Source organism: Mycobacterium riyadhense, assembly GCF_963853645.1.
GTDB lineage: Bacteria > Actinomycetota > Actinomycetes > Mycobacteriales > Mycobacteriaceae > Mycobacterium > Mycobacterium riyadhense.
On record NZ_OY970456.1, the window covers coordinates 3,783,365 to 3,802,354 of the forward strand.

Genomic DNA, 18,990 nt, shown 5'->3' on the forward strand with positions numbered 1-18,990 from the left:
GCTGCCAGAGAAGACTCAAAATCCTGGTTAGCGGCCATCGCCGGGTGACCTCTCGCACGCAGCCAGCAGCTCTTCCATGCCGATGGCAAACTCGTCGGCCATCTCCCATAAATCCGGGAGCAGGTCCGGGCAGGCGATGAGCCCGACATCCAGCTTGCCGTTCAGCGACATCACGGTGATGTTGAGACCTGAGCCGTGAAAGATCGGCCCTAGTGGGTACATCGCCTTGACCTCACAACCGAGCATGTACAGCGGGATCTGTGGTCCGGGCACGTTGGACACCACTAGGTTGTGCACCGGCAAGCTCGTGGTCAAGCGGCTGCTGGCATAGACCCGCATCGCGATCCCGAAAACGGCCGGCGCCGCGAACTGTGACCAATCCTGCAACAGCGTGGCACCAATGGCTGAACTATGTTGCTTGGCAACGGAATTCGCTGCGGCGATCGCCCTCAGGCGTTCCGCGGGGTCGGCAATGTTGGTTTGCAGGCTGGCAAACATGCCCGAAACCTGGTTCCGGCCGGGGCGATCCGACTTGCCATGCACCGACACCGGCACCGTCGCCACCAGTGACGTGTCGGGCAACGCGTTGCGCTCGGCCAGGTATTGCCGAAGCACCCCGGACACCAACGCCATCACCACGTCGTTGACCTTGACGTCGAAGTGGTTCTTGACGGTCTTGATGTCTTCGAGGTCCAGCTGGGCATAGGCGATGTTGCGTCGGCCGGTGATTCTGGCGTTGAAGACCGTGCGCGGTGCGGCAAAGGGACGCGCCATGGTCAAGCCGTCCCGGGCCCGCAGCAGTGTCCCGACCACCGAGGAAACGGTGTCCGGCACCACATTCGCCAGGTTCAGCGGCCGGGTGACGAACCTGATCAAGCCGCCGGCGGCAATCTGCCAGCCGCTGCCGCCGCCGACGCCGTCCACCGGGTCGGGCGGGGGCGCGTCGGCCTCGGTGGTGCACAGCTGCGACATCAAGTTGGCGCCGGTCACCCCGTCCACGCCGGCATGGTGCACCTTGGTCATCACCCCGATGCGGCCTTTGCGATGGCAGTCGGTGCCGGCGACGCCCTCGATGACCCACATCTCCCACAGCGGCCGCCGGCGATCCAACGGCAACGATGCGATGTGCCCGCAGACTTCCGACATTTCCGCCCGCCCGCCGGGCGACGGCAAGCCGATGCGGTGCAAATGCCGATCGAGCTGAAAGTTCTCGTCATCCACCCAGACGGGGTGGTCGAGGTTCAACAGACTGTTGGCAAGCTTCTCGCGGAACTCCGGCATCGCCTTGATGCGCGTTGATAACGCGTCGCGCAGTCGGTCAAAGGTGTAGCCGCCGGGCATGGTCGACGTATCCAACTCCATGATCGAGCAAACATGCATGGGCTGGGAGGAGGTTTCCAAGTACAGGAAGCTGGCGTCGAGTCCACTGAGCCGCTGCATCCGCAGATCGTATGCCGGTGGCGAACAACACGGTGCATCTACCTGGACAAAATGGCAGACTGTTGGAGTCAGACGAACCCGGGGACCCTATCAGGACCACCACCTACAGGGCCACGAGGATCGACCCGACCACCACTAGGGACAGTGATGTCTGAGCAGAATGTTTATGGGGCTAACCCTGCCAACGCCGGCAGCAATTCGGCACCGCGCACCAAGATCCGCACCCACCACCTGCAGAAATGGAAGGCCGAAGGCCATAAGTGGGGGATGCTGACGGCTTACGACTATTCGACCGCCCGAGTCTTCGACGAGGCCGGCATTCCGGTGCTGTTGATCGGCGATTCGGCAGCCAACGTCGTTTACGGCTACGACACCACGGTTCCCATCTCGATCGACGAGCTGATCCCGCTGGTCCGTGGCGTAGTGCGGGGCGCCCCGCACGCGCTGGTGGTCGCCGATCTGCCGTTCGGCAGCTACGAGGCTGGTGCCAACGCGGCACTGGCTGCCGCTACCCGGTTCATGAAGGAAGGCGGCGCGCACGCCGTCAAGCTCGAGGGCGGAGAACGGGTAGCCGGGCAGATCGCGTGCCTGACCACTGCAGGCATCCCGGTGATGGCCCATATCGGCTTCACTCCGCAAAGCGTCAACACCCTCGGCGGCTTCCGGGTCCAGGGCCGCGGCGACGCTGCCGAACAGACGATCGCCGACGCGATCGCAGTGGCCGAAGCGGGAGCGTTTGCCGTCGTGATGGAAATGGTGCCGGCCGAACTGGCAACCCAGATCACCGGCAAGCTCACCATCCCGACCGTCGGAATCGGAGCCGGTCCCAACTGCGACGGCCAGGTCCTGGTCTGGCAGGACATGGCGGGTCTCAGCAGCGGCAAGGCCGCCCGCTTCGTCAAGCGCTACGCAGACATCGCCGGTGAATTACGCCGCGCCGCAATGCAATACGCGGAAGAGGTTGCCGCCGGCGCTTTCCCGGCCGACGAGCACTGCTTTTAGCGGGCCGATCCTCTCGGTGCACGGCGCGTAATCCCGATGTGGCACTCTATGGGGGCCTATCACCATCCACGGAGGCGAAGATGCCGGTATCGGCGCCAGAGACGGCGCGCCATCTGGAGGTCGAGCGCAAGTTCGACGTTGTCGAGTCGACAGTGTCGCCGTCCTTCGAGGGCATCGCTGCGGTGGCCCGCGTCGCAAAGTTGCCGATGCAATCGCTGGACGCGGTGTACTTCGACACCCTGACCCACGACCTAGCACGCAACCGGGTCACGTTGCGCCGTCGCACCGGTGGTCCCGACGCCGGTTGGCACCTGAAGTTGCCCGCCGGACCCGACGCCCGCACCGAAATTCATGTGCCGCTCGCCGACGACGACGCAACCGGGCAACCCGTGCCGGCCTCGTTGCTCGATGTGGTGCTGGCGATCGTTCGCGACCGCCCGATCGAGCCGGTCGCGCGAATCACCACCCAACGCGAGAGCCAGATCCTGTACGACACTGACGGAGTTGCCGTGGCGGAGTTCAGCAACGACCACGTCACCGCGTGGTCGGCTGGCTCCGATGAGGGACACGCAGAACAGCAGTGGCGCGAGTGGGAGTTGGAACTGCGGCACACGGATGGGACCGCCGGTCACGACCTGCTGAATCGGTTGAGCAACCGGCTGCTGGACGCCGGGGCCGCCCCCGCCGGCCACGGTTCCAAGCTGGCACGGGTGCTGGGTGGGACATCCGCTGCTGCTGGGCCGTCGCAACCGCGGCAACCCGCGGACCCGGTGCATCGCGCCGTGGCCCAGCACATTGAGGAGCTACTGGTGTGGGATCGCGCCGTGCGCGCGGACGCCGACGATGCGGTGCACCAGATGCGGGTGACCACCCGCAAGATCCGCAGCCTGCTCAAGGACGCCCAGGATTCGTTCGGACTGGCCGACGGGGCCTGGATCATCGATGAGCTGCGTGAACTCGCCAGCGTCCTGGGTGTGGCGCGCGATGCTGAGGTGCTCGGCGAGCGCTACCAGCGCGAATTGGACCGGCTGGCACCGGAACTGGTGCGTGGACCCATTCGAGAACGTCTGGTCGACGGAGCCCAACGCCGCTATCAAATCGGGCTGCGGCGGTCTTTGGTCGCAATGCGGTCGAAGCGGTACTTCCGACTGCTTGACGCTCTCGACGCCCTGGTCGCCGAAAACCCGGTCACGGCGGTCGGCCAGGACTCGGCGCCGGTGGCCCCGATAAACATTGACGCCGCGTACAAACGCGTCCGAAAGGCCGCAAAGGCAGCTGCCCAGGGCGGTCAAGACGGCGACGCCGACCACCAGAAAGACCCTGACGAGGCGCTGCACCGGATCCGAAAGCGCGCCAAGCGCTTGCGTTACACCGCGGCCGCGACCGGCGCGGACAAGGTGTCCCAACAGGCGAAGGCCATTCAGACGTTGCTCGGCGATCATCAAGACAGCGTGGTCAGCCGCCAACATTTGATCCGGCAGGTCGAGGCCGCCCACGCCGCAGGCGAAGACACTTTCACCTACGGCCTGCTTTACCGGCAAGAGGCCGACTTGGCAGACAGTTGCCGCGACCAGCTCGACGCGGCCCTGCGCAAACTCGACAAGTCGGTGCGCAAAGCACGGCGCTGAGGGCGAGCAGACGCAAAGGCACCCATTTTGGGCCCAAAATGGGTGCCTTTGCGTCTCTCTCGAAAATGAAGGTGACCCGAAGCGGGTGAGTGGCTGCCCCCGGGCGTTATGCGGCTTCGGTGAGTGGTTCGAGAGTCACTTTGTATCCCAGGCGTTCTAGTTGCTTGATGGCTTTGGTCTTGGTTCGCGCGGGCTGGTGTCGGGTGTAGTAGTCAGCACCGGGGTCACGGTAGAAAGCACCGTTTACCAGCATGTTCCATGCATCGGTGAGCATCTTGTGTTCGAGGCTGACCAGGGCGATCAGGGCGGGCAAGGAGTTGCGTCGTGGTTTCTTCCTGCGCGTTTGAACGGGCCGCCTGCCGGCGATGCGTCGATAGCGGACGCTGTAGTAGGTGTCTTTACTACGCGCGGCCGATAGGGCAGCTATGCCCAGGGCGGCCTTGAGGTGATGGTTGCCGGGGCGGGTGGCGGCTGATTTGACCCGGCCCGCTGATTCGTTGCAGCCGGGCACCACCCCGGCCCACGACGCCAGGTGTGCGGCGGTGGGGAACACGCTCATATCGGCGCCGGTTTCGGCGATGAACACATCGGCGACGATTCGCGACCAGCCCGGGATGCTCATCAGCAGTTCCCGGACGGCCTGAAAGGGTTTGATCGCCTCCTCAATGCGCGCATCGAGGCGAGCGATGTCGGCAGCATGGGCATCGATGCGATCCAGGTAGAGCCGCGCCATAAACGCGTGATGGTCGTTAAACCGTCCGCGCAACGCCTCGGTGAGCGCGGGAATCTTCTGGCGCATCTGCCCTTTGGCCAGATCGGCGATCACCGCCGGGTCGCGCTGCCCGGCGATGAGTGCTTCAAGCATCGCCCGCCCCGACACCCCGACGATGTCGGAGATCACCGCCGAGAGTTTGATCCCGGTGTCTTCGAGCAGCTTTTCCAGCCGCTGGATCTCTTTAGTGCGCGCTCGAGTGATGGTGGTGCGCGCCCTAGTCAGATCCCGCAACACCCGAATCGGCTCCGGTGGCACAAACGAGGCCCGCAGCAGCCCATGTGCGCCCAGATCGGCCAGCCACGCCGCATCGGAGACATCGGTCTTACGACCGGGCACATTGCGCGCCGCTTTAGCGTTGACCAGCATCACGTTCAGCTGGCCTTCGAGCAGGTAATAAAACGGTTTCCAGTAATCCGACGTGGATTCGATCACCACACAACTGACCCGTTCGGCGATCAGGTGCTCCCGCAACGCCAGGATCTCGCCGGTGGTCGACCCCCACGTGCTCACCGTCGTCGACGTGCCCCGCCGACCCTGACCCTGCACCCGGACACATACCTTGGCGTCCTTCTTGGAGACATCAATGCCCGAACACCGCGGATGAACCACCTCCATGACCATCACCTTCCATCCAGAACTATTGTCGTGGAGCGTGTTTCGGGGAGAGCCAAACAAAGACAGGAGTCTCTCTCGCGTGCTCACAGGCAACAATCCACGGCCCCCGCACAACCACAGGGGTGCTCTCCGCCACCAAGCTGCTCGCCGTACTCACCGGCAACACAGACGCAACGGGGTCCACCGAAACACCCCACAAGCGTCGACCCAACCCGCTCCGAGAAGCAACCCGCCACCACGGCTACCAAGCCGAACGCCCCGGACTAATTTTCATCCCCCACGCCGGGGTGCAGCCCCCTTGGCAGCTGCTCGGCAAGGGGCGGGCGAGCTGGCCTGTAAGCCGGATTCTGTTCCACACCGCCGCGGCTCTCACCAACGGCGGCACGGCGGCGACCATCCATCTGGACACACCGTTGCCGGGTGCCTCAAGCGGCCTACCCGCAGGCTCGGGCGAGCAACCCTCGGGCGCCTGCGCGGCCGCACTTTCGGTGCGACCTTCTTGGCCTTGCTTCGGGTGGGGTTTACCTAGCCACCCCGGTCACCCGGAGTGCTGGTGCGCTCTTACCGCACCGTTTCACCCTTACCACCACGAGGGTGGCGGTCTGCTTTCTGTGGCACTTTCCCGCGAGTCACCTCGGATTGCTGTTAGCAATCACCCCGCTCTGTGAAGTCCGGACTTTCCTCGACTCGACGCTGGTCTTGCGACCAACCCGAGCCGCGGCCGCCCAGCCAACTCGTCCGCGACCAACACGGTACTCGCTGGACAATGGCGAGGCCAGCGGCGCCTTCGGCGGAGGTCCGCACCGCTGCCTCGGGTCGCACCTGGCCCGCATGGAGCTGCGGGCGGCGTTGCGCGAATTCCACCGGCGCATTCCCGACTACGTGATAAAGCCCGGAGTTCAGCTACACCGCCGCACTGAGGTCAGTGGAGGCGCTGCCACTGACCTTCCCGGTGCCCACACCATGACACGAGTCGTCGTCGACGCCCACCGCTGCGTGGGCCACGGGCGTTGCTACACCTTGGCGCCCGACGTCTTCGACTGCGACCCGTTCGGCCACTCCGTTGTGCTCGTCGAGGAAGTCGGCAGCGAACTCGAGGCGCAGGCGGTCGCCGGTGAGCAAACTGCCCGGAGCAGGCGATTACGATACTTCGCTGATGTCTCGGTGGAAGCAGCGTGTCGAATCCGGCGATTGGGTCGCCATCAATGCCGAGGTGAGCGAATTCGGCGGGGCGCTGTTGCCGCGATTGATCACAACCAGCGAGGCGGCGCGGTTGCGCAAGCTTTACACCGATGACAGCTTGTTCCGTTCGACGGTCAACATGGCGCCCAAGCGGTATGGAGCCGGCCAGTACCGCTACTTCCACGCGCCCTATCCCGAACCGATCGAAAGCCTTAAGCAAGCGCTATATCCTAGGCTGCTGCCGATCGCGCGCGACTGGTGGTCCAAACTCGGCCGGCACGCTCCGTGGCCGGACACCCTCGACGAGTGGTTGGCGGCCTGCCACGCCGCCGGCCAGACCAGATCCACCGCGCTGATGCTCAAGTACGGCACTAATGACTGGAATGCCCTACACCAGGACCTCTACGGGGACTTGGTGTTTCCACTTCAGGTGGTGATCAATCTCAGCCACCCCGATACCGACTACACCGGCGGCGAATTCCTTCTCGTCGAGCAACGTCCCCGTGCCCAATCCCGTGGCACCGCAACACAATTGCCACAGGGGCATGGCTACCTGTTCACCACCCGCGATCGGCCGGTGCGATCGACGCGGGGTTGGTCGGCTTCACCAGTGCGCCATGGGCTTTCAATCATTCGTTCGGGTGAACGCTATGCCATGGGGTTGATCTTTCACGACGCGGCGTAATGGCACGGGCCCCGAACATCGCAGGCGCCGTCACTACGCAAACACGAAGAGAACAGTGCGTGTCTATTTGGTGCTGGCCAAAATGCATGCCGACACGCCGGTTGACCTGCCACGACTAATCGCCTTCGCAAATATAGCGTGAGCCGAAATCGGACCGGAAGGCATTGGGTTGACCGAAGATCCGTTCGGCGGAATGTCTCGTCGCGAGTTTATTGCCAGGGTCGCCGCGGGCGGCACCGGCGCTCTAATGTCCTTTGCCGGCCCGGTGATAGAAAAGGCTTACGGGGCTGGGCCGTGCTCTGGGCATTTGACCGACATCGAGCACATTGTGTTGTTCTTACAGGAGAACCGATCATTCGATCATTACTTCGGAACGCTTTCTGGCACCGATGGATTCAACACTCCGTCGCCCGCGTTCCAGCAAAAGGGCTGGAATCCGCAGACGCAGCAACTCGACCCCGCCGGCATCACCATCCCGTTCCGATTCGATACCACCCGAGGCCCGTTCGTTGACGGCCAATGCCTGAACGACCCCGACCACTCCTGGAAGGCGATGCACGAGTCCTGGAACGGCGGTGCCAACGATAACTGGCTACCGGCACAGGTCAGCGCCAGTCCGGTGGTGGGCAATGTCCCCGTGACTATGGGCTATCACACCCGCAAAGACATCCCCATCCACCACATGTTGGCGGACACGTTCACGGTCTGCGATCGGTACTATTGCTCGGTTTTGGGTCCCACCCTGCCCAACCGGCTGTACTGGATCAGCGCCTCGATCGACCCCGCCGGCACCAACGGCGGCCCCCAACTCACCAGCCCCGCCGCCGAACCGGTTGCTCAGTTCAGCTGGACAACCATGCCGGAAAACCTCAGCGCTGCCGGCATCAGTTGGAAGCTGTATCGCAGCAAAGCTCTCGGGCCAATCGCTAGTCATTACCTTAACTACACCTATGACCGAATGATGACGTATTTCAAGCAAGCCCAGGATCCCCGCTCAGACCTGGCTCGCTTCGGCGTCGCACCGACCTACCCCCTCGACTTCGCCGCCGACGTCAAAGCCAATAGGCTGCCCCAGGTTTCCTGGGTGGTTCCTAACACACCGTTGTCCGAACACCCCGCATTCCCCCCGGCCGTCGGCGCTATCGGCATTGTGCAGCTGCTAAGAATTTTGCTTTCCAATCCGACGGTATGGGAAAAGACCGCGCTAATTGTCGCCTACGACGAAAATGGTGGTTTCTTCGACCACGTCACACCGCCGACCCCTCCGGCGGGAACTCCCGGCGAATTTCTCACCGTTGCCGACATCAACAGCGTGGCGGGCGCTAGCGGCATACGTGGACCCATCGGTTTGGGTTTTCGCGTCCCGTGCATCGTGATTTCGCCATACAGTCGCGGCCCGCTGATGGTCCATGACGTTTTCGATCACACCTCACAGCTGAAGTTGATCGGCAAGCGGTTCGGGGTGCCGATTCCCAACCTCACCGCCTGGCGCGACAGCACGGTCGGCGATATGACGTCGACGTTCAACTTCGCCGTCCCCCCTAACCCCTCGCGACCCGACTTGGGTCACCCGCTGCTTGACGCGGTGCCGAAACTGCCCCAGTGCGTACCCAACGTGTATTTGGGAACGATCGGGTTGAATCCGAATCCAGTGACGGGAGAGATCGGCGAGGCAATCCCGTATCGGGTGCCCTTTCCGCAGACAATGCCCAGTCAGGAAACCACCCCCGTACGCGGTGTACCCAGCGGTCTCTGCTAGCTAGCACCGGGTGTCTACAGGTAACCGGTTTGGTTGACCAGCCGCACCGATGACGCTCCATCGGGATAGAACTCGGCGATGCTCAACGACGCCAGATCAAGATGCAACCGGTACAGCACACCCGGGCCGACACCCAATGCGAGCCGCAGCAACACCTTGATCGGGGTGACATGCGAGACCACCAGCACCGTCTCGTTCTCGTGCGCAGTCATGATCCGGTCACGTGCCCGACGCACCCGCCACATCACTTCGTCGAAGCTTTCGCCGCCCGGCGGCGTCGTGCTGGTGTCGTGTAGCCAGCGACGATGCAGCTCGGGATCGCGTTCGGCGGCCTCGGCGAACGTCAGCCCCTCCCACGCGCCGAAGTCGGTCTCGATGAGGTCGTCGTCGACGGTCACGTCCAAGCCCAGCGCTCTTGCCGCCGTCGTCGCGGTGTCGTAGGCCCGCTGCAGTGGTGAGGAAATCACGGCCGTGATCCCGCCGCGCTGCCCCAGATATCGCGCCGCCAAGCCAGCTTGCCGCCATCCGACTTCGTTGAGCACCGGGTTGCCGCGCCCGGAGTAGCGGCGTTGCACCGACAACTCGGTCTGCCCATGCCGCAACAACAGCAGCCGGGTGGGAGTGCCGCGCGCGCCGGTCCAGCCGGGCGCGACCGGGGACTGCGTTGCAACCTTGGCGGGTTCGGCGACCGGGACGGTGGCTTTGTTCACCCTGCGGTTGGCGCGAGCGGCGGCATCCATCGCCTCGTTGGCCAACCGATCGGCGTGCGAGTTCCGGGCCCGGGGCACCCATGAATAGGTGATCCGGCGAAACCTCGACGCGAGCACCTGAGCCTGGGCGTGCAACTCAACGAGGTCGGGGTGCTTGACTTTCCAACGCCCCGCCATTTGTTCCACCACAAGCTTGGAATCCATCAGGACTGCCACTTCGGTGGCACCCATTTTCACCGCATCGTCCAAACCGGCTATTAGACCGCGATATTCAGCGACGTTGTTCGTCGCCCTGCCGATCGCCTGCTTGCTCTCTGCGAGCACGGTCGAGCGGTCCGCGGTCCACACCACCGCGCCGTAGCCGGCCGGGCCGGGGTTGCCCCTCGACCCGCCGTCGGCCTCGATGACAACTTTCACTTCTCAAATCCCTTGACCCGCAACAAGATCGCCCCGCACTCCGGACAGCGCACCACCTCGTCTTCGGCGGCCGCGGCGATGCGGGCCAGCTCGCCGCGGCCGATCTCGATCCGGCATGCGCCACACCGGTGACCCTGCAATTGTCCGGCGCCCGCCCCTCCCCTGGCCCGCTGCCGTTCGTAGAGCGCCGACAGGCCGGGGTCCAGCGTCGCGGTCACCGCCTCGCGACGCGATGAACGTTCATTGCGGGCGTGATCAAGCTCGGCGAGCGCGGCGTCGAGTTCCTGTTGCGCACTGTCCAAGTCGGCCTGCAGCCCATCGAGCGCTTGCAACTCGGCCCGCTGCTGGGCCTGCAGCTCCTCGCGGCGCTCCATCACGTCGAGCAGGGAATCTTCCAGGCTGGCCTGACGACGCTCCAGGGTCTCCAGCTCGTGTTGCAGATCGGACAATTGCTTGGCATCCGTCGCCCCGGACCTCAGCAACGACCGGTCCCGGTCTTCGCGCTTGCGCACCGCGTCGATCTCGCCCTCGAAGCGCGACACCTGGGCGTCCAAGTCCTCCACGGCGATTCGAAGGGCGGCCAGCCGATCGCTGGCGGCCGTGTGCTCGGCCTTGACCTTCTCGTAGGCCTCCCGCTGCGGCAGATGAGTGGCCCGATGAGCCATCCGGGACAGCTCAGCGTCCAGGGTCGCCAGTTCGAGTAGCGAACGCTGCTGTGCTACTTCGGCTTTCATGACGGATCTCTTTCAGTCTCGTTCTCGAGATTCCACGGGTCGGTTCGGAGGGTGCACACCCGAACCGGCAACGCCGCGCCAAACCGCGATCGCAACAGCTCGGCCGCCTGGCCGCACCACGGGAATTCGCTGGCCCAATGCGCGACGTCAATCAAGGCCACCTGTGAGGCCCGGCGATGTTCATCCGCCGGATGGTGCCGCAGGTCTGCCGTGACATACGCCTGCACGTCCGCGGTGGCCGCGGCGCCCAACAACGAGTCCCCGGCGCCCCCGCACACCGCGACCCGGGACACGAGCATGTCGGGGTCGCCGGCCGCGCGCACGCCCCAGGATGTCTGGGGCAACGCGGCGCTGACGCGGGCGACGAATGCGCTCAGCGGTTCGGGTTGTGGCAGCGTGCCGATGCGGCCCAACCCGACGCCGGTCGGCGGCGGCACCAACGCGAAGATGTCGAACGCCGGCTCCTCGTAGGGGTGCGCAGCCCGCATCGCCGCCAACACACCGCGCCGCGCTCGCGCGGGTGCGACGACCTCGACGCGATCCTCGGTCACCCGCTCGACGGTGCCGATACTGCCGATCACCGGCGACGCTCCGTCGTGTGGCAGGAACTGACCGGTACCCGTCACACTCCAGCTGCAGTGCGAGTAGTCACCGATGTGTCCGGCACCGGCTTCGAAAACCGCCGCCCGCACCGCGTCTGAATTCTCGGGAGGCACATAGATGACCCACTTGTCGAGGTCCGCCGCACCCGCGGCACCCGACGCGGGGGCAAGCACCGCTTCGACACTCAGGCCGAGAGCCTGCGCCAGCGCGTCGGACACCCCAGGCGACGCCGAGTCGGCGTTGGTGTGCGCGGTGAACAGGGAACGCCCGGCGCGGATCAAGCGGTGCACGAGCGCGCCCTTGGGCGTGCTGGCCGCGACCGTGTCGACCCCGTGGAACAGCAACGGATGATGAGCCAGGAGCAGCCCGCCCTGGGGAACTTCTTCGACGACCGCCGGCGTCGCGTCGACCGCGATGGTTACCGAGTCCAGCACATCCGCAGGGTCGCCACACACCAAGCCCACCGAATCCCACGACTCGGCAAGCGCCGGCGGGTACGCCTCGTCCAGCACCGCGATGACGTCGTGCAGGCGCACAGTCACGACAGCACCTCGGCGATCTCCCCAACGAGCAGCGGCCATTCCGCCCGCACCGCCGCCCGCAGATACCGCTCGTCGAGGCCAACGAACGTGTCGCAACGGCGCACCGCAATTCCTTGATTCTGCAACCGGTTTCGTACCACATCGGCACCTGGCGTACTGAACAAGACAAACGGGGCCCGGCCGTCGACCACAGTGGCACCCACCGACCTCAGACCCGCCACCATTCCAGCACGCAACCCTGCCAGCCGGGCGGCATCGGCCGCTGCCTCGGCAACGGCTTGGGCGGTGCTGCAGGCGGCGATGGCCGCCAGTTGCAGCGTGCCCACCGGCCAGTGTGCGCGTTGCGCGGTCAGCCGGGCCAACAGCTCGGGCGAGCCAAGCGCATAACCAACCCGCAATCCGGCCAGCGACCAGGTCTTGGTCAAACTGCGCAGCACCAGCACGTCGGGCAGACGGTCGCCGGCCAATGACTCCGGTTCGCCGGGAACCGAATCCATAAACGCCTCGTCGACCACCAGGATCCGTCCGGGGCGGCGCAACGCGAGGAGCTGCTCGCGGGTGTGCAGCACCGACGTGGGGTTCGTCGGATTGCCCACCACGACAAGATCGGCGTCGTCGGGCACCGTCACGCCGTCCAGGCTGAACGGCGGCTCCAGCACGACGTGATGCACCGGGATTCCGGCCGCGTTCAGTGCCACGGCCGGCTCGGTGAACGAGGGTGCAACGATCGCGGCCCGCCTCGGCCGCAGGTTGCTCAACAGCGCAAAGCCCTCGGCCGCCCCGGCCAGTGGCGCCACCTCATCGCGGCTTCGCCGGTGGCGAGCAGCGGCCGCGTCTTGCGCGAGGCGCACATCCTGGATGCCTGGGTAGCGGGCCAGATCCGGCAGCCGCGCGGCCAGTCGCTGCACTAGCCACCCCGGCGGTTGCGCGTGGCGGACGTTGACGGCGAAGTCGAGCATGCCGGGCGCGACGTCTTGATCGCCGTGATAGCGCGCCGCCGCGAGGCTCGTGTCAAGACTTGCCATCCGTGAAACACTAGTGGGCCGCCGCGCCGCCTCGGCAGTGTCTAGCCAACACCATCACAGCCAACCACGCCCATCAAGGACAATGGGCGTGTGACAGGCACCATCTCCGCGCGCCCCACCGATTGCCGCCCGCAACTGGTGATCTTCGACCTCGACGGCACCCTCACCGACTCGGCCGACGGGATCGTGGCGTCTTTCCTGCACGCGCTCGGCCACATCGGCGCCGAGGTGCCCGATGGCGACCTTGCCGCACAGATCGTCGGCCCGCCCATGGACGAAACGTTCCGTTCGATGGCGCTCGGCGGACGCGTCGACGACGCGATCGCGGCCTTCCGAGCCGAGTACGGCGCCCGCGGCTGGGCGATGAACAGCCTGTTCGCCGGCATCGATGCACTGTTGGCCGACCTGCAAGCCTCCGGCGTCCGACTGGCGGTGGCCACCTCCAAGCTGGAGCCGACGGCCCGGCGCATCCTTGCCCATTTCGGGCTGGACCAGCACTTCGAGGTCATTGCCGGCGCGACCGCAGACGGGTCCCGCAGCAGCAAGACCGAGGTGCTGACCCACGCGCTGGAACAGCTGCGGCCGCTGCCCGAGCGCGTGCTCATGGTCGGCGACCGCAGCCACGACGTTGAGGGGGCGGCCGCACACGGCATCGACACGGTGGTGGTCGGCTGGGGCTATGGGCAGGCCGACTTCGCCGAGTTGATCGACGCCACCGGCGTGACCCATGCCGCGACGATCGCCGAACTGCGGAGGGTGCTGGGTGTCTGATCCGCGTGCCCTCCATGTCACGTTCGTCTGTACCGGCAACATCTGCCGCTCGCCGATGGCCGAAAAGATGTTCGCCCACCAAATCCGGCAGCGTGGTCTGGATGGCGCGGTACGAGTGACCAGTGCGGGCACCGGCAACTGGCACGTCGGCGACTGCGCCGACGAGCGGGCCACCAGGGTGCTGCGTGCGCACGGCTACCCCACCGAGCATTGCGCCGCACAGCTCGACGCCGATCACTTGGCAGCCGATCTGGTGGTGGCCCTGGGCCGCAACCACGTGCGGCTGCTGCGCCAACTCGGGGTTGACGCCACTCGGATACGGATGCTGCGCTCGTTCGACCCGCGCTCCGGGGCCTACGCCCTCGATGTCGAGGATCCCTACTACGGCGACCACGACGACTTCGAGGAGGCATTCGCCGTCATCGAGGCCGCCCTGCCCGGCCTGCACGACTGGGTCGACGAGCGACTCGCGCAGAACGGATCCGGGTGACGCCGCGGTTGATACGGGGCCTGGCGTTCCTGCTGCGACCGGGCTGGATCGCGCTGATCCTGGTGGTCGTCGCGTTCACCTATCTGTGTTTCATGGTTCTCGCGCCCTGGCAACTGGGGAAGAACACCAGGACGTCACGCGAGAACCAACAGATCGAATACTCGCTCAACACTCCCCCTGTGCCATTGAAAACCTTGCTGCCACAACAGGATTCGTCGGCACCTACGGCCCAGTGGCGCAGGGTGACGGCGACCGGGCATTACCTGGCGGACGTTCAGGTGTTGGCCCGGTTGCGAGTGGTCGAAGGAGACCAGGCATTCGAGGTGCTGGCGCCATTCGTTGTGGACGGCGGGCCAACCGTCCTCGTCGACCGCGGATTCGTGCGGCCGCTGCCAGGCTCACATGTACCGCCGATCCCGCGCCCGCCCGATCAAACCGTGACCATCACCGCGCGGCTGCGCGACTCCGAACCAACGGTGCCGGGCAAGGAGCCGTTCGCCAGAGACGGTGTGCAGCAGGTGTATTCGATCAACGTCGGACAAGTATCGGCATTGACCGGTGTCCCGCTGGCCGGGTCTTATCTGCAACTGGTCGAAGACCAACCCGGGGGGCTGGGGGTGCTCGGTATACCGCACCTGGACGCGGGGCCGTTTTTGTCCTACGGCATCCAATGGATCTCGTTCGGCATCCTGGCGCCGATCGGATTGGGCTACTTCGCCTACTCCGAGATCCGAGCCCGCCGGCGGGAAAAGCAGACGGCTCCAGCGCCGGACCAGCCCATGACCGTCGAGGAGAAGCTCAGCGATCGCTACGGCCGCCGGCGTTGAAGGCCGAACGCCACCACGGCGGCGGCCGCGGCCTGCACCGCTCGCGATAGCGCCACCGCACGACGTAGATCGGCCACCGTGGGCTGCCGGCCGTCACCGAGTCTGGGCCGGATCTGCAGCTCATGGTGGTACTGGGTCGGTCCACCAAGTCGTACGCTCAGCGCACCGGCGAATGCCGCCTCGACGACCCCGGCGTTCGGGCTGGGATGCCGCGCGGAGTCACGACGCCAAGCGCGCACCGCACCCAACGCTGAGCCGCCCACCACCGGTGCGCAGATCACCACCAATGCCGCAGTTACCCGCGCGCCGAGATAGTTGGCCAAATCATCCAATCGCGCTGCGGCCCAGCCGAATCGGATGTACCTCGGCGAGCGGTATCCGACCATCGAATCCAAGGTGTTGACGGCGCGATATCCCAGCACAGCCGGCACGCCGCCGGCCGCAGCCCACAGCAGCGGCGCCACCTGGGCGTCGGAGGTGTTCTCCGCCACCGATTCCAGGGCCGCGCGCGTCAGCCCCTGCTCATCCAGCCAGGCGGGATCGCGCCCGCACAGCGATGGCAACAGGCGTCGGGCGGCCTCGACGTCGCCATTATCCAGCAAGTCCGACATCTGCACGCCGGTGCGCGCCAATGAGGTGCCGCCCAGCGATACCCAGGTGGCGGCCGCGGTAGACCAGAACACGGCCCGGCGTTGCAGAGCCGCACCCAGTAGAGCCGCCATGCCGACCAGCAGACTCGCGTGTATTGCCCCGGCGAGCCTGGAGTCGCGGTAGCTGACCCGCTCCAACCTCGCGGCAGCGTCGCCAAACACTGCGACCGGGTGACCGCGTTTCGGATCGGCCAGCACGAGATCGAACAGGTAGCCGGCCAGCACGCCGGCGACCCGGGCCTGCCGTGTCGAGGCAAACACCCCGGCAGCGTCTCATACGTGGTCTACTCGAACCCATGGGAGGACATCCGCGATGAAGCGGCCCGCGACTCGAATCGCCGACCTGTTGAACCCGGCGGCGTTGCTGTTGCCGGCCGCGAACGTGATTATGCAGTTGTCCTTGCCGGGCGTTGGGTATGGCGTGCTGGAAAGCCCGGTGGACAGTGGCAATGTCTACAAGCATCCGTTCAAGCGGGCCCGCACCACGGGCACCTATCTGGCGGTTGCCGCCATCGGTTCCGAGTCGGATCGCGCCCTGATTCGCGGCGCTGTCGATGTCGCGCACCGGCAGGTCCGGTCGACATCGTCGAGCCCGGTGTCCTACAACGCATTCGACCCCAAGTTGCAGCTGTGGGTGGCCGCGTGCCTCTACCGCTACTTCGTGGACCAACACGAGTTCCTGCATGGACCGCTCGATGACGCCAGCGCCGACCTTGTCTATCGCGACGCCAAGCGGCTGGGGACCACGCTGCAAGTGCCCGAGCGCATGTGGCCGCCGGACCGGGTCGCCTTCGACGAGTACTGGAAGCGCTCACTCGACGACCTGCGCATCGACCCGCCGGTGCGAGAGCATCTTCGCGGTGTGGCCTCGGTGGCTTTTCTTCCGTGGCCGCTGCGAGCACTGGCCGGACCGTTCAATCTGTTCGCGACGACGGGATTCTTGGCGCCGGAGTTCCGGGCGATGATGCAGCTGGACTGGACGGCGGCCCAGCAGCGCCGGTTCGATTGGTTGCTGGCCGCGGTGCGGCTGGCCGACCGGCTGATTCCACACCGGGCCTGGATCTTCACCTACCGGCTGTACCTGTGGGACATGCGATTTCGCGCCCGCCGCGGCTGGCGGATCGTCTAAACCGCCGACTGTGAAAACCACGACGCCGAAATGGCGTGTCGCGTCGGCAAATTCACACTCGGCGAGGCACCTCAGCGAACAGTCGCGAAGAACTTGCGCAGGTCATCGACGAACAGCTCGGGTTGTTCGAACGCAGCAAAGTGCCCGCCGCGCGGCATCGTGGTCCAGTGCGTGATGTTGTAGACGGGCTCGCACCAGGACCGCGGCGCGCGCAGCAGCTCCTTCGGGAAAGCCGCGACGCCCGTCGGCAATTCGACGCGGTCCAGTTGCCCCCAAACCTTGAAGCTCTCCCAATACAGCCGGGCCGAGGACGCCGCAGTGCCGGTCACCCAATACATCATCACGTTGTCGAGCAGCTCGTCTCGGCTCAGTGCGTTCTCGGGATGCCCGTCGCAGTCCGTCCACGCCCAGAACTTTTCGACTATCCACGCCAACTGACCGACGGGCGAATCGACGAGGCCGTATCCCACCGTTTGCGGCCGGGTGGACTGCTGCTTGGAATAGCCCGTGCCCCACTTGCGGTGCTGGGCCAGCGCGGCCATGGCCTGTTGTTCTTCTGCGGTTGGACTGGCCATCGCTTCGGCCGTAGGCCGGCCGATGGGCATGTTCACATGGATGGCCGCGCAGTGCTTGCCCGTGCGCCCGATCTGGGTGCTGACCGCCGCTCCCCAGTCACCGCCCTGGGCGCCGTAGCGCTGGTAGCCCAGGCGCAGCATCAGCGCCTCCCAGGCGTCCGCGATCTTCTCGACACCCCACCCCGTGCGGCTCGGCTTCCCGGAGAAGCCATACCCGGGAAGCGACGGGCAGACGACGTGAAAGGCATCTTCGGCGCGTCCACCGTGGGCCGTGGGATTGCTGAGCGGCTCGATCACCTTGTGAAACTCCACGATCGAGCCCGGCCAGCCGTGGGTGATCACCAGCGGAAAGGCGTCCTCGTGCGGGGAGCGCTGATGGATGAAATGGATGTCCAGCCCGTCGATTTCGGTGATGAACTGGTCGAACCGGTTGAGCGCGGCCTCACGCGAGCGCCAGTCATATTCGCTGGCCCAATATGTGGCCAAGTCGCGGGTGTAAGCCAGCGGGATGCCCTGGCTCCAGTCGTCCACACATTCGGCTTCCGGCCATCGGGTGCGCGCCAACCGCGATCGCAAGTCGTCGAGGACGTCATCGGGAACGTCGATGCGAAACGGCCTCATGCCACTATCGCTGGTTCGCGTCCTTGATCAGCGCGCTGATCTGCTCTAGCAGTTGGCGCATGTCGGCGCGCATCGCGTCCACCGCGGCATACAAGTCCGCCTTGGTCGCCGGCTGCTGGTCCGACGCCAGAGACCGCACCGGCGGTCCCGACGTCTGCTTTGCCGTGCCTTCGCTCCGGGAACCAGATAGCTCGCTCACGCCCACGACCTTGCCATACCGGCTCAAACACGTCCAAAACCGCAATCGGGCACCACGCACGCGCCGCGAGCGCCGGTGCCTATACCGCCAGCAGGGCGCAGCCCTGGGCTGCGACTGCCTTGGCCAGGTCGTCGAACCAGTCCTGCATGGCGGTGCACAGCCTGTCCGCGACCGGCATCAGCGATCTGTCTGCGACAACCATGATCGACAGATTCCCGTCGTAGGTGAACCCGATCAACCCTAGGGCTTTCGTGCCGCCTGGCAGGGCGGTGCGTAACCAGCGGTCGAGGCGGCATCCGAGACTCGAGGCGCCGCTGGCGTCATACGAGCGTCTGGAAACGCTGCTGTCGCAAGGGGAATCGATCCATATCTTCCCCGACGGCGAACGCGCGCGCAGGTCCGGCGGATGATCGCCGACGCAAGCGGCGAGCCCGTCGTCGATAGCCACAGCCTCAAAAAGCCAGTCGTCAAGGATTCCGTCGCCACCCGATTCACCACCTGAGGCGGCCGCGCTCGCGCCCCGCGTCCCTAACAGGCTCGGATGATTGGCGGGCTGTTTCGGCCCGTCTTGGCACACTCTTGGCACAACGAGGATTTGATCGTCACGAGCT

At 65.6% G+C, this 18,990-nt stretch carries 18 protein-coding genes, 1 other RNA gene and 2 pseudogenes; 10 read left to right on the plus strand and 11 right to left on the minus strand.

Annotated features, from left to right (window positions below):
• Positions 1-27 precede the first annotated feature (27 nt).
• Complete coding sequence (locus AADZ78_RS16745; RefSeq protein ID WP_085253474.1) at positions 28-1,440, minus strand: WS/DGAT/MGAT family O-acyltransferase; 1,413 nt, start codon at positions 1,438-1,440, stop codon at positions 28-30.
• Positions 1,441-1,587: 147 nt separating this feature from the next.
• On the opposite strand from AADZ78_RS16745, the gene panB reads away from it, so the two are divergent.
• Positions 1,588-2,442, plus strand: a complete 855-nt coding sequence (gene panB / locus AADZ78_RS16750; protein ID WP_085253473.1) for a 3-methyl-2-oxobutanoate hydroxymethyltransferase — start codon at positions 1,588-1,590, stop codon at positions 2,440-2,442.
• Between the two features lie 80 nt (positions 2,443-2,522).
• Positions 2,523-4,070 carry a CYTH and CHAD domain-containing protein gene (locus tag AADZ78_RS16755; RefSeq protein ID WP_085253472.1) on the plus strand — a complete coding sequence of 516 codons (1,548 nt, stop codon included), beginning with the start codon at positions 2,523-2,525 and terminating at the stop codon, positions 4,068-4,070.
• A 106-nt stretch (positions 4,071-4,176) separates the two neighbouring features.
• Here the strand turns inward: AADZ78_RS16755 and AADZ78_RS16760 are convergent, their stop codons facing one another.
• The gene (locus tag AADZ78_RS16760) at positions 4,177-5,460 is read right to left on the minus strand and encodes an IS110 family transposase (protein ID WP_085253334.1); all 1,284 of its coding nucleotides are present in this window, start codon (positions 5,458-5,460) and stop codon (positions 4,177-4,179) included.
• 320 nt (positions 5,461-5,780) lie between these two features.
• Positions 5,781-6,197: RNase P RNA component class A (rnpB, locus tag AADZ78_RS16765), an RNA gene on the minus strand.
• A gap of 46 nt (positions 6,198-6,243) precedes the next feature.
• Here rnpB and AADZ78_RS16770 point away from each other — a divergent pair.
• From AADZ78_RS16770 to AADZ78_RS16785, 4 genes and pseudogenes are all read left to right on the plus strand, one after another.
• Positions 6,244-6,427, plus strand: a pseudogene (locus AADZ78_RS16770) (cytochrome P450); the annotation flags it as partial.
• Positions 6,424-6,617 (plus strand): annotated as a pseudogene (locus tag AADZ78_RS16775) (ferredoxin). The pseudogenes AADZ78_RS16770 and AADZ78_RS16775, both read left to right, overlap by 4 nt.
• On the plus strand, positions 6,617-7,327 hold the full coding sequence (locus AADZ78_RS16780; RefSeq protein WP_085250038.1) for a 2OG-Fe(II) oxygenase: 711 nt from the start codon (positions 6,617-6,619) through the stop codon (positions 7,325-7,327). Before AADZ78_RS16775 ends, AADZ78_RS16780 begins: the two are co-directional and overlap by 1 nt.
• A gap of 193 nt (positions 7,328-7,520) precedes the next feature.
• Positions 7,521-9,086, plus strand: a complete 1,566-nt coding sequence (locus AADZ78_RS16785; RefSeq protein WP_085250051.1) for a phospholipase C — start codon at positions 7,521-7,523, stop codon at positions 9,084-9,086.
• A gap of 14 nt (positions 9,087-9,100) precedes the next feature.
• Here AADZ78_RS16785 and AADZ78_RS16790 read toward each other — a convergent pair whose 3' ends face one another.
• From AADZ78_RS16790 to cobC, 4 genes are read right to left on the minus strand one after another with little or no spacing between them, the layout of a single operon-like run.
• On the minus strand, positions 9,101-10,213 hold the full coding sequence (locus tag AADZ78_RS16790) for a bifunctional RNase H/acid phosphatase (protein WP_085250037.1): 1,113 nt from the start codon (positions 10,211-10,213) through the stop codon (positions 9,101-9,103).
• Complete coding sequence (locus AADZ78_RS16795; RefSeq protein WP_085250036.1) at positions 10,210-10,947, minus strand: zinc ribbon domain-containing protein; 738 nt, start codon at positions 10,945-10,947, stop codon at positions 10,210-10,212. Before AADZ78_RS16795 ends, AADZ78_RS16790 begins: the two co-directional genes overlap by 4 nt.
• Positions 10,944-12,092: a Nif3-like dinuclear metal center hexameric protein gene (locus AADZ78_RS16800; RefSeq protein WP_085250035.1), complete on the minus strand. Its 1,149-nt coding sequence runs from the start codon at positions 12,090-12,092 to the stop codon at positions 10,944-10,946. The genes AADZ78_RS16795 and AADZ78_RS16800 overlap by 4 nt, the downstream gene beginning before the upstream one ends.
• Positions 12,089-13,117 carry an Rv2231c family pyridoxal phosphate-dependent protein CobC gene (gene cobC, locus AADZ78_RS16805; RefSeq protein WP_085250034.1) on the minus strand — a complete coding sequence of 343 codons (1,029 nt, stop codon included), beginning with the start codon at positions 13,115-13,117 and terminating at the stop codon, positions 12,089-12,091. The genes AADZ78_RS16800 and cobC overlap by 4 nt, the downstream gene beginning before the upstream one ends.
• Before the next feature lie 90 nt (positions 13,118-13,207).
• On the opposite strand from cobC, the gene AADZ78_RS16810 reads away from it, so the two are divergent.
• Genes AADZ78_RS16810 through AADZ78_RS16820 form a run of 3 tightly spaced genes read left to right on the plus strand, consistent with a single transcriptional unit; the run spans position 13,208 to position 15,205 of the window.
• Complete coding sequence (locus tag AADZ78_RS16810) at positions 13,208-13,888, plus strand: HAD-IA family hydrolase (protein WP_239655122.1); 681 nt, start codon at positions 13,208-13,210, stop codon at positions 13,886-13,888.
• The gene (locus tag AADZ78_RS16815) at positions 13,881-14,378 is read left to right on the plus strand and encodes a low molecular weight protein-tyrosine-phosphatase (RefSeq protein ID WP_085250033.1); all 498 of its coding nucleotides are present in this window, start codon (positions 13,881-13,883) and stop codon (positions 14,376-14,378) included. Before AADZ78_RS16810 ends, AADZ78_RS16815 begins: the two co-directional genes overlap by 8 nt.
• Positions 14,379-14,389: 11 nt before the next feature.
• A complete protein-coding gene (locus AADZ78_RS16820) occupies positions 14,390-15,205 on the plus strand; it encodes an SURF1 family protein (protein ID WP_085250049.1) in 816 nt (271 codons plus the stop codon).
• Here AADZ78_RS16820 and AADZ78_RS16825 read toward each other — a convergent pair.
• Positions 15,187-16,116: a cobalamin biosynthesis protein gene (locus AADZ78_RS16825; RefSeq protein ID WP_085250032.1), complete on the minus strand. Its 930-nt coding sequence runs from the start codon at positions 16,114-16,116 to the stop codon at positions 15,187-15,189. The two genes, AADZ78_RS16820 and AADZ78_RS16825, sit on opposite strands and share 19 nt — an antisense overlap.
• Positions 16,117-16,168: 52 nt before the next feature.
• Between AADZ78_RS16825 and AADZ78_RS16830 the strand changes: the two genes are divergently transcribed.
• Positions 16,169-16,984 carry an oxygenase MpaB family protein gene (locus AADZ78_RS16830; protein ID WP_085250031.1) on the plus strand — a complete coding sequence of 272 codons (816 nt, stop codon included), beginning with the start codon at positions 16,169-16,171 and terminating at the stop codon, positions 16,982-16,984.
• Between the two features lie 71 nt (positions 16,985-17,055).
• Here AADZ78_RS16830 and AADZ78_RS16835 read toward each other — a convergent pair whose 3' ends face one another.
• From AADZ78_RS16835 to AADZ78_RS16845, 3 genes are all read right to left on the minus strand, one after another.
• Positions 17,056-18,180 (minus strand): epoxide hydrolase family protein, encoded by a 1,125-nt coding sequence (locus tag AADZ78_RS16835; protein ID WP_085250030.1) that lies wholly within the window; start codon positions 18,178-18,180, stop codon positions 17,056-17,058.
• Positions 18,181-18,184: 4 nt separating this feature from the next.
• Complete coding sequence (locus AADZ78_RS16840; protein ID WP_139828636.1) at positions 18,185-18,379, minus strand: hypothetical protein; 195 nt, start codon at positions 18,377-18,379, stop codon at positions 18,185-18,187.
• A gap of 79 nt (positions 18,380-18,458) precedes the next feature.
• Positions 18,459-18,965 (minus strand): hypothetical protein, encoded by a 507-nt coding sequence (locus AADZ78_RS16845; RefSeq protein WP_139828635.1) that lies wholly within the window; start codon positions 18,963-18,965, stop codon positions 18,459-18,461.
• Between the last annotated feature and the right edge of the window lie 25 nt (positions 18,966-18,990).